Source organism: Actinoplanes sp. NPDC051861, from assembly GCF_040681145.1.
Taxonomy (GTDB): domain Bacteria; phylum Actinomycetota; class Actinomycetes; order Mycobacteriales; family Micromonosporaceae; genus Actinoplanes.
The window spans coordinates 188,384-198,763 of record NZ_JBFAYE010000020.1 but is presented as its reverse complement, the minus strand read 5'-3'; the positions used below and the strand labels follow the sequence as shown (position 1 = coordinate 198,763).

General features: G+C 68.5%; 8 protein-coding genes. 6 read left to right on the top strand and 2 right to left on the bottom strand.

What is annotated here, in order from left to right; genetic code table 11:
• Positions 1 to 704: non-reducing end alpha-L-arabinofuranosidase family hydrolase (locus AB0M02_RS36555; RefSeq protein WP_364235600.1), on the bottom strand; the 704-nt coding region annotated here is incomplete at its 3' end.
• A gap of 326 nt (positions 705 to 1,030) precedes the next feature.
• On the opposite strand from AB0M02_RS36555, the gene AB0M02_RS36550 reads away from it, so the two are divergent.
• From AB0M02_RS36550 to AB0M02_RS36535, 4 genes are read left to right on the top strand one after another with little or no spacing between them, the layout of a single operon-like run.
• Positions 1,031 to 1,627 carry an RICIN domain-containing protein gene (locus AB0M02_RS36550; RefSeq protein ID WP_364235597.1) on the top strand — a complete coding sequence of 199 codons (597 nt, stop codon included), beginning with the start codon at positions 1,031 to 1,033 and terminating at the stop codon, positions 1,625 to 1,627.
• Entirely contained in the window at positions 1,624 to 3,249 is a 1,626-nt protein-coding gene (locus AB0M02_RS36545) for a ricin-type beta-trefoil lectin domain protein (RefSeq protein WP_364235595.1), read from the top strand. The genes AB0M02_RS36550 and AB0M02_RS36545 overlap by 4 nt, the downstream gene beginning before the upstream one ends.
• Positions 3,249 to 5,060, top strand: coding sequence for a family 43 glycosylhydrolase (locus AB0M02_RS36540; protein ID WP_364235593.1), 1,812 nt, complete (start codon positions 3,249 to 3,251; stop codon positions 5,058 to 5,060). Before AB0M02_RS36545 ends, AB0M02_RS36540 begins: the two co-directional genes overlap by 1 nt.
• 60 nt (positions 5,061 to 5,120) lie before the next feature.
• A complete protein-coding gene (locus tag AB0M02_RS36535) occupies positions 5,121 to 6,572 on the top strand; it encodes an endo-1,4-beta-xylanase (RefSeq protein WP_364235591.1) in 1,452 nt (483 codons plus the stop codon).
• A 50-nt stretch (positions 6,573 to 6,622) separates the two neighbouring features.
• Here AB0M02_RS36535 and AB0M02_RS36530 read toward each other — a convergent pair whose 3' ends face one another.
• Positions 6,623 to 7,933 (bottom strand): PHB depolymerase family esterase, encoded by a 1,311-nt coding sequence (locus AB0M02_RS36530; protein WP_364235589.1) that lies wholly within the window; start codon positions 7,931 to 7,933, stop codon positions 6,623 to 6,625.
• Positions 7,934 to 8,048: 115 nt separating this feature from the next.
• On the opposite strand from AB0M02_RS36530, the gene AB0M02_RS36525 reads away from it, so the two are divergent.
• Together AB0M02_RS36525 and AB0M02_RS36520 are read left to right on the top strand one after the other, a co-directional pair.
• On the top strand, positions 8,049 to 8,993 hold the full coding sequence (locus AB0M02_RS36525; RefSeq protein WP_364235587.1) for a PaaX family transcriptional regulator C-terminal domain-containing protein: 945 nt from the start codon (positions 8,049 to 8,051) through the stop codon (positions 8,991 to 8,993).
• Between the two features lie 317 nt (positions 8,994 to 9,310).
• Positions 9,311 to 10,336, top strand: a complete 1,026-nt coding sequence (locus AB0M02_RS36520; protein WP_364235585.1) for a glycoside hydrolase family 11 protein — start codon at positions 9,311 to 9,313, stop codon at positions 10,334 to 10,336.
• Positions 10,337 to 10,380 lie beyond the last annotated feature (44 nt).

Genomic DNA, 10,380 nt, shown 5'->3' with positions numbered 1-10,380 from the left:
CTGGCCGAGCCCATCTCGGACCAGTTGGTGAACAGTCCGAAGTTCATCGAGCCCCACGAGGTGCCGGTGTCGTGGGTGGTGGCGTAGACGAGTTGGCGGCCGTTGTAGGGCGCGTGGGTGAAGTCTTTGAGCGAGACCCATCCCGACCGGGGGTTGGCCAGCACACCGGTCGACGACCAGCGGTAGCTCGACGGCAGCGAGCAACTCCCCGGCGGCGTCGAGGGCGAGGCCGAGGGTGACGGCGACGAGGGCGGTGGCGACGAGGGCGGCGGGCTGGACGGGCTGGTCGACCCGGTGCAGGCCACGCCGTTCAGGGCGAAGCCGGCAGGCACGGGGTTGCTGCCGGTCCACGATCCGTTGAAACCGAACGAGGCGGTGCCGTTGGTCGCGACGGAACCGTTGTAGGAGACGTTCCTGGCGGTCACCGCCGAGCCGCTCTGCGTCACCGTCGCGTTCCACGCCTGCGTCACGGTCTGCCCGGCGCCGTACGTCCACGTCAGCGTCCAGCCGGTCAGCGGGTCACCCAGGTTGGTGATCGACACGTTGGCGCCGAATCCACCCTGCCACTGCGACGACACGGCGTAGTTCACCGAGCATCCGGCGGCCGCGGCATCCGCGGGCAGCGCCACGACGGCCGTCACCGACGCCAGCAGGGCGACGCCGGCCGACAACGCGCCGGCGCTCCTTGATCCGAATCTCGTCATGGTCTTCTCCTGGAACCGAACATTCATGGGAGCGTTTCCATCGATCAGTCCCAATGGTTCAGCGCGTTTTCGAAAATGACAAGAGCCGACTATCGAACTCGCTCTGGCATAACAGATTTCTCGACGATAAATGCACGAGAGAGAACCTCTTGAATGTCTTGAAACATCCTGGCAACCTTCGGACTCAAGCAGTTGTGAGCGATAACAAACTCCCCTTGAACGCCAAGGAGGCCGCGCCATGCCCAGAAGACGACGGTGGTTCCTCGCAACCGTCCTCGCCGCCGCGATCGCCGCCCACCCCGGCCCGGCGGCGGCCGAGTCCAACGGTGGCATCCGGTGCGCCGGGCCGGCTCTCCACGCTGATCGACCGGATCACCGCCGCGGTGCCGTCGGCCGACGTCTTCGTCGCCACGATCATCCCGCTGGCCAACGCGGGCCAGGAGAACGCCGCCCGCGCGTTCAACGCCACGATCCCCGGCATCGTGCAGAGCAAGGTCTCCGCCGGCCGCCGGGTCCACCTCGTCGACATGCACGCCGCGCTCACCACCGCCGACCTGATCGACGGCATCCACCCGACCGCCGGCGGCTACGACAAGATGGCCGCCACCTGGTACGCGGCCCTGCGATCGGTACCCGGAACGATCGGTGATCCGGTATCCGGCACCGGCGGCGCTCTGGTCGGCACCGCTTCCGGGCGCTGCCTGGACGTCCCGAACGGCAGCACCACCAACGGCGTCCAGCCGATCATCTGGGACTGCAGCGGCGGGGCCAACCAGCGGTGGGCGTTCACCTCCGGCGGCACGATCCGCAACGCGCAGTCGGGCCTGTGCCTGGACGTCAACGGCGGCGCCACCGCCAACGGCACCGCCACCATCCTCTGGACCTGCACCAATGCCCCCAACCAACTGTGGACGAGGCGATGATGAAACGGCTCAAGACCCTGCTCGCCGCCGGGCTGTTACTGCTGGCAGGCACCGCGACCGTAGTACCCGGCACCGCCGCGAGTGCGCTGGAGAACGGTGTCGCCCGCACCCCGCCGATGGGCTGGAACACCTGGAACACGTTCGGCTGCAACATCAACGAGACGCTGATCCGGCAGATGGCCGACGCGATGGTCAGCAGCGGCATGCGCGACCTGGGTTACCAGTACGTCGTCGTGGACGACTGCTGGTTCAACCCGAACCGCGACTCCTCCGGCAACCTGCAGGGCGACCCGAACCGGTTCCCGAGCGGCATGAAGGCACTGGGCGACTACCTGCACAACCGGGGCCTCAAGTTCGGCATCTACCAGGTCCCGCTGGACAGGACGTGCGCGCAGTACTTCGGCAGCTATCCCGGCGCGACCGGCAGCCAGGGCCACGAGGCGCAGGACGCCCGGCAGTTCGCGGCGTGGGGTGTCGACTTCCTCAAGTACGACTGGTGCTCGCCGACCGGCTCGATCAACGACCAGGTCACCACGTTCGCCAAGATGCGCGACGCCCTCGCGGCGACCGGGCGCCCGATCGTGTACAGCATCAACCCGAACAGCATTCACGCCAAGACCGGGCCGCAGCGCAACTGGGGCGACGTCGCGAACATGTGGCGCACCACCGAGGACATCAGCGACGCCTGGGACACCGGGCAGACCAACGGATATCCGATGGGCGTCAAGAACATCGTCGACGTCACGGTGCCGCTCGCCGGCTGGGCGCGGCCCGGCGCGTTCAACGACCCGGACATGATGGAGGTCGGCCGCGGCGGCATGACCGACACCGAGCAGCGCAGCCACTTCGCGCTCTGGGCGGTCATGGCCTCGCCGCTGATCGCCGGCAACGACCTCCGGTCGATGAGCACGGCCACCCAGACCATCCTGAAGAACCCCCGGCTCATCGCGATCAATCAGGACACGCTCGGCCTTCAGGCAAACCAGATTTCGTACGACGGAACGCGTCGCGTCCTGGCGAAGAGGCTGGCCAACGGGGACGTCGCGGTCGCTCTGTTCAACCAGGGCGGATCCACGACGACCGTCTCCACGACCGCCGCGGCGATCGGGAAGTCCGGCAGCTCGTTCACGTTGCAGGACGCCTGGAGCGGTGCCACGACGTCGACCTCCGGCAGCATCAGCGCGAGTGTCCCCGGCCACGGCACGGTGGTGTACCGGGTGAGCGGCGGCACGAGCACCCCGGCGACCACGACCACGGTTGTCAGCGCTGCTTCGGGGCGCTGTCTCGACGTACCCAATGGAAGCGCGACAAATGGCACCCAGCCGGTGATCTGGGACTGCAACGGCGGCACGAATCAACGCTGGACCAGCACCGGCCAGACGCTGCAGGCCCTCGGCAAGTGTCTCGACGCACCGATCGGCGCGACCGCGGGCGCCAAGGTCCAGCTCTGGGACTGCAACGGCGGCACCAATCAGCAGTGGAGCCTCAACGCCGACGGCACCGTCCGCGGCGTCGCCTCCGGTCTCTGCCTGGACGTCGACCGCAACCTGACCGCCAACGGCACGCTGGTCCTGCTGTGGACCTGCACCGCCGCCGCCAACCAGCGATGGAGCCGTGTCTGATGCTGAGAAAGCTCTTCTGGACCCTGGCGCTCGTCTTCGCCACCCTGGCCGTCCCGTCCGCCGCGCACGCCGACAACCCGATTGTGCAGACCATCTACACGGCGGATCCGGCGCCGCTGGTGCACAACGGCCGTGTCTATCTGTACACCGGCCACGACGAGGACAACTCCACCTACTTCACGATGCGGGAGTGGCGGGTCTACTCGTCGGCCGACATGGTCAACTGGACCGACCACGGCTCGCCGATGAGCCTTGCCACCTTCAGCTGGGCGAGCGCGGACGCGTGGGCCGGTCAGGTGGTCCAGCGCAACGGCAGGTTCTACTGGTACGTGCCGGTCAAGAACCGCTCGACCGGCCGGATGGCCATCGGTGTCGGTGTGTCCAGCAGCCCGACCGGGCCGTTCACCGACGCGATCGGGCGCCCGCTCGCCGAGAACGGTGAGATCGACCCGTCGGTGTTCATCGACGACGACGGGCAGGCCTACCTCTACTGGGGCAACCCCAACCTCTGGTACGTGCGGCTGAACGCCGACATGATCAGCTTCAGCGGCGGTGTGCAGCAGATCCCGCTCACCACGGCCGGCTTCGGCACCCGGACCGGCAACACGTCGCGGCCGACGCTGTACGAGGAAGGGCCCTGGGTCTACAAGCGCAACGGGCTCTACTACAACGTCTTCGCCGCCAACTGCTGCTCGGAGTTCATCGGGTACTCCACCGCGCCCGGCCCGACCGGTCCGTGGACGTATCGCGGCACGGTCATGCCGACGCAGGGGAGCAGCTTCACCAACCACGCCGGAGTCATCGACTTCAACGGCAGCTCGTACTTCTTCTACCACAACGGCGCGCTGCCCGGCGGCGGCGGATTCACGCGCTCGGTCGCCGTGGAGAGGTTCAGCTACAACGCCGACGGCAGCATCCCGACGATGAACATGACCACGGGCGGGGCGCCGCAGAACGGCACGTTCAATCCGTACGTGCGTCAGGAGGCCGAGACGATCGCCTGGAGTTCGGGCGTCGAGACCGAGCCGTCGAGCGAGGGCGGCATGAACGTCGGCTACATCGACAACGGCGACTACATCAAGGTGAAGGGCGTCGCATTCGGGTCGGGTGCGACCTCGTTCTCGGCGCGTGTCGCCTCCGCGGGCGCCGGTGGCCGCATCGAGGTGCGACTGGGCAGCGCCACCGGCACCCTCGCCGGGACCTGCACGGTCGCCGCGACCGGCGGCTGGCAGACCTGGACCACGGTCAGCTGCCCGGTCAGCGGTGTCAGCGGCACCCAGGACCTGTACCTGCGGTTCGCCGGGGGCAGTGGCTCGCTGTTCAACATGAACTGGTGGCAGTTCGCCGGTGGCGGCAGCACCCCCACCAGCGTGCTCGCCAACGGCAACGCGGAGAACGGCACCACGGGCTGGCGCATGTTCGGCAGCGGCACGCTGTCGTCCGACTCCGGCGTCGTGCACGGTGGCTCGCGCTCGCTGGCGGTCACCGGTCGCACCGCGTCCTGGAACGGGGCGGGGCAGGACGTCACGTCGCAGCTGGTGAGCGGGCGCTCGTACACGAGCAGCGTGTGGGTGCGCACCCAGGGCGGCAGCGCCACGACGGCCAAGGCCACCCTGGCGCTCACGGCGGGCGGCACGACCAGCTACGTCTCGATGACACCCGCGACCACCGTCAGCTCCTCCGGCTGGACCCAGCTCTCCGGCACAGCGACCGTTTCCTGGACCGGCACCCTGACCGGCGCCACCTGGTACGTCGAGACCACCTCCGGCACCGACGGCTACTACCTGGACGACGCCGTCGTGCAGTCGTAGTCCGAAAGTTTCGGTAGTCGCATTGAAGTTCATCGTTTCCAGGTCAGAAGGGACGCCCCTGTGGCAACCAGATCCCGATCGTTACGGGTTCGAACACTGCTCGCCGGCGCTGTCGCCGCTGTCGGGGCAGCCACCGTCCTCGCGGTGATGCCGAACGCGAGCGCCGCGGAGAGCACGCTGGGCGCCGCAGCCGCTCAGTCGGGCCGCTACTTCGGCACGGCGATCGCCGCCGGCCGGCTCAGCAACTCGCAGTACACCACGATCGCCGCGCGTGAGTTCAACATGATCACCGCCGAGAACGAGATGAAGCCGGACGCCCTGCAGCCCAACCGCGGGCAGTTCAACTTCAGTTCCGGCGACCAGATCTACAACTGGGCGACCCAGCGCGGCCTCAAGGTCCGCGGCCACACCCTGGCCTGGCACGCGCAGCAGCCGGGCTGGATGCAGAGCCTCGGCGGCAGCAGCCTGCGCCAGGCGATGATCGATCACATCAACGGCGTGATGGCCCACTACCGGGGCAAGCTCGCCGCCTGGGACGTCGTCAACGAGGCGTTCAACGAGGACGGCAGCCGGCGCAGCTCCAACCTGCAGGGCACCGGCAACGACTGGATCGAGGTGGCGTTCCGGACCGCGCGCAGCGCCGACTCGTCGGTCAAGCTCTGTTACAACGACTACAACATCGAGAACTGGTCCTACGGCAAGACGCAGGGCGTCTACAACATGATCCGGGACTTCAAGTCCCGTGGCGTGCCGATCGACTGCGTCGGTCTCCAGACGCACTTCACCGGCGGCAGCTCGCTGCCGGGCAACTTCCAGACCACGCTGCAGAACTTCGCCGCTCTCGGCGTGGACGTGGCCCTGACCGAGGTCGACGTAACGAACTCCTCCACCTCGCAGTACGCCGGGCTGACCCAGGCCTGCCTGAACGTGCCGCGCTGCATCGGCATCACCGTGTGGGGCGTGCGGGACAGCGACTCGTGGCGCTCCAACGAGAGCCCGCTGCTGTTCGACGGCAACGGCAACAAGAAGGCCGCGTACACCTCGGTGCTCAACGCCCTCAACTCCGTGAGCCCGAACCCGTCGTCCCCGGGCCCCTCGTCGCCGGGTCCCTCGCCGTCCACCTCGAACCCGCCGGCCGGGTCCGGGCGGATCCTCGGCGCCCAGTCCGGCCGGTGCGTCGACGTGCCGGGCGCGACGCAGAACAACGGCACGCGGGTCCAGCTCTACGACTGCAACGGCCAGTCCAACCAGACGTGGACGCTCACGTCGAGCAGGCAGCTGACCGTGTACGGCAACCGGTGCCTGGACGCGGCCGGTTCCGGCAACGGCTCGGCGGTGCAGATCTACAGCTGCAACGGGCAGGCCAACCAGCAGTGGAACGTCAACTCCAACGGCACCATCACCGGTGTGCAGTCCGGGCGCTGCCTGGACGTGTGGGGCACCGGTAACGGCCAGCAGGTGCAGATCTACGACTGCAACGGGCAGGCCAACCAGCGGTTCAGCCTGAGCTGACACCGCGAGTGGTGAGGCGGTGCGGGTCCCGCGCCGCCTCACCGCTTCGGTCACGACGTGCAGGCGTTGCCGTTGAGGGTGAAGCCGGTGGGCTTGCCCGTGTTGCCGGTGTGGGTGGCCTGGAAGCCGATGGTCACCGTGCCGTTCGGCGGGATCGCGCCGTTGTAGCTCGCGTTCCTCGCGGTCACCTGACCGGACGACGGCGAATAGGTGGCGTTCCACCCGGAGGTGATGGACTGCCCGCCCGGCAGCGTGAAGGCCAGCGACCAGCCGTTGACCGCCGACGTGCCGGTGTTGGCGATGGCGAGACTTGCGGTGAGGCCCGAGTTCCAGGCGTTCACCGTGGTGGTCACCTGGCACGAGCCCGAGGGCGGCGGCGGGCTCGACGACGGCGGGCCGGACGGCGGCGGGCTGGACGAGGGGGGAGTGGACGGATCACCCGTACCGTTGAGACCGAAGAAGGCGACGGCGGCCGCCGCCATGCCGCCGCTGGGCAGGCTGTGCCCCGCGCCCTGGATGCTGTAAGCCTCGAGCTGGGTGCCGTATCGGCGCCGGTTCCAGCCGGACTGCGGTGTGTCCGACGACGTCGGCGTCTGGCTGAGCCCGAAGACGTTCGTCCACTGCTCGATGGTCTCGTTCAACAGCGAGTACGGCACGAGCGTGTCGTTGGTGCCGTGCCACAGCTGGACCCGCGGGCGGGTGCCGGCGTAGCCCGGGTACGCCTGCCGCACCGCGTCACCCCACTGCTGCGGGGTCCGGTCCATGCTGCCGCCGGTGCACCTGCTGGCGCCGGGCGGATAGTCGGCGGCGTTCGCGAAGCAGTTGAACGGCACGCCCATGAACGCCGCCCCGGCCTTGAACACGTCGGGGTACAGGGCGAGCATGTGGTTGGTCATCATCCCGCCGGACGAGCTGCCAGTCGCGTAGACCCGGTTGGGATCGCCGCCGTACTGCCGCTGGACGTACGTGATCATGGAGATGACGGACACCGGGTCGCTGCCTCCGCCGCGGCGCTTGGCGGCGTCCGACCAGGTGTCGAAGCAGTTGCCGAACCCGGCCTGCTGCTGGGCGCTGGGGTAGATGACGACGAATCCGTAGCGGTCGGCCTGCCCGGCGAACTCGCTGCCGGAGTAGAAGCCGGGCCCGGAGCCGCCGCAACCGTGCATGGCCACGACGATGCCCGGGTTGGCGGGACGGCTGTCCGGTACGTAGACGTGCATGCGCATGCCGCCGGGGTTGTCACCGAAGCTGGTGACCTCGATCAGCGAGGCGGCGAACGCCGGCCGTGCGGCGGGCACCGCCAGGCTCGCGACCGCCACGGCCACGGTGGCGGCGAGCAGGAGACTCCTTGTTCTCTTCATCGGCTTGATTCCTTCGTCGGTCGTGAGCGACCCGGTACATCTCCCCGATGTGTGACAGTTAGTTTTGACCCGGGGCGGCGAACTGTCAATCAATGAGGGTCGATATTCTCGGGTGGTGTCCAGCCCGTACGACATCGACGAGATCTTTCCCGAGGACGTCGCCGAGTCGGTACGGCTCCCCCGGCGGCAGGTCGGCAACTCGCCCCAGGACCTCGCGGTGACGCTGCTGGCGGACTACACCCTGCGATCGCGGGCCTGGCTGCCGTCCGCAGCCGTGGTCGCGCTGCTCGCCGAGACCGGAGTCAGCCCGGCCGGCGCGCGTACGGCGCTCAGCCGCCTGGCCCGTCGCGGCGTGATCGAGGGCCGCCGGGAGGGGCGGCGCAGCTCGTACCGGCTGACGGCGGCCGCCGCCGCCTTCCTGGCCGTCGGCGGAAGCGCGATCCTGGCGCCCGGCGCCGCGCAGCCGTGGGACGAGCGGTGGACGCTGATCGCCTTCTCGCTGCCGCAGGGGGAGGGCGCGCTCCGGCGCGGGCTGCGCAATCAGCTGCGCTGGATGGGTTACGCGCCGCTGTACGACGGGCTCTGGGTCTCCCCGCACGAGCTCGGCGCGAAGACCAAGGCGCGCCTTGCCGAGCTCACCCTCGGCACGCTGACGGTATTTCGCGCCAGTCACGTCGAGCTGGACGCGGCGGTCCGCCGCAATCCGATCGACGCGTGGGACACCGCCGGGATCGCGCGGGAGTACGAATCCTTCCTCGAGCGGTGGAGCCCGGTGCTGCCGCGCGCCCGTGCGGGCCGCGTCACCGGGATCGAGGCGGTCAGCGCCCGGACCGAGGTCATGAACACCTATCGGCGGCTGCCGGTCCTCGACCCGCACCTGCCGCTCCGGTTGCTGCCGCCGGGATGGCTGCGGGAACCCGTGCGCGAGTTGTTCGCCGCCGTGTACGACGGACTCGCCGGTGCCGCGGAGGGCCACGTCCGCGCGGTGGCGGGAGACGTCCCCGGAGTCAGGGCGCACACCGTCGCGGACCTGGTGACGGGCTTCTCGAAACTCTCGTAACTTTCGGAGTCGAGAAGGTTCCTCGCGTACCCATGTTGCGATTTCGGTGTGCTCAGTCCCCGTACCGTAGCCTGCTCTTCTGCTTTCACCTGGTCTAACGCTGAGCGATGTCCTAAGAAGATCAACCTCGGTATTTCCGTTGGGTTACCGAAAGTTGTTGACAAGGTGCTGCCCGGCGGGCCACGATCTCGCAATGACGGGCCTCAATGGCCGTCATCCCCGCCCGAGGGACGACGTCGATCCACTCCCCGATGTGGTCAGTCGTTCCCGTGGGGCTGTGTCCCCGGCAGCCCCTTCCGTCAGGAGGAAGCGCTCACATGACCGCAGATCTCGCGAACCCCACGCGCCGCAGACGCGGCCGCATCCGTCTGCTCGCAGGCGCCGCCTGTGCCGTGGCGATGGTTGTCTCCGGACTCACCATGGCCGGCGTCGCGCATGCCGAGGCGGACCGGACCGTCAGCTCCAACGCCACCGGAACCCACAACGGCTACTACTTCTCGTTCTGGAAGGACAGCGGCAACGCGAGCATGACGCTGCGCGCCGACGGCCGTTACTCCAGCAGCTGGAGCAACAGCACGAACAACTGGGTCGGCGGCAAGGGCTGGGCCACCGGCACCCGGCGCACGGTCACGTACTCGGGCACCTACAACCCGGGTAACAACAACACGTACCTCGCGCTGTACGGATGGACCCGCAGCCCGCTCATCGAGTACTACATCGTCGAGAACTTCGGAAGCTACAACCCGAGCAGCGGCGCCACCCGGATGGGCACGGTCACCAGCGACGGCGGCACGTATGACATCCTGCGCAGCCAGCGGGTCAACCAGCCGTCGATCGACGGCACCGCCACGTTCTACCAGTTCTGGAGCGTGCGGCAGTCGAAGCGCAGCTCCGGCACCATCACGATCGCCAACCACTTCGACGCGTGGGCGCGGGCCGGGCTGAACCTCGGCACCAACCACAGCTACCAGATCATGGCGACCGAGGGTTACCAGAGCAGCGGCAGCTCCGACATCACCGTCCGCGAGGGTGGCGGCAGCAACCCGACGACGCCCACCACCGGCCCGACCCAGAACCCGAGCAACTGCACGGCGACCCTGTCGGCCGGTCAGCAGTTCGGTGACCGGTTCAACCTCAACGTCTCGGTGCAGAACACCAGCAACTGGACCGTCACGCTCAACCTCAACGGCGGTCAGAGCCTGCAGAACAGCTGGAACGCCTCGGTCAGCAGCAGTGGCAGCACTGTCACGGCCCGGCCGAACGGCGCCGGTAACAACTTCGGCGTCACGATCATGGCCAACGGCAACTGGACCTGGCCGACGGTCACCTGCCGGACCAGCTGATCCCTTTCTCCACCCAGGCGCGGCGGCTCCGGCCGCCGCGCCGC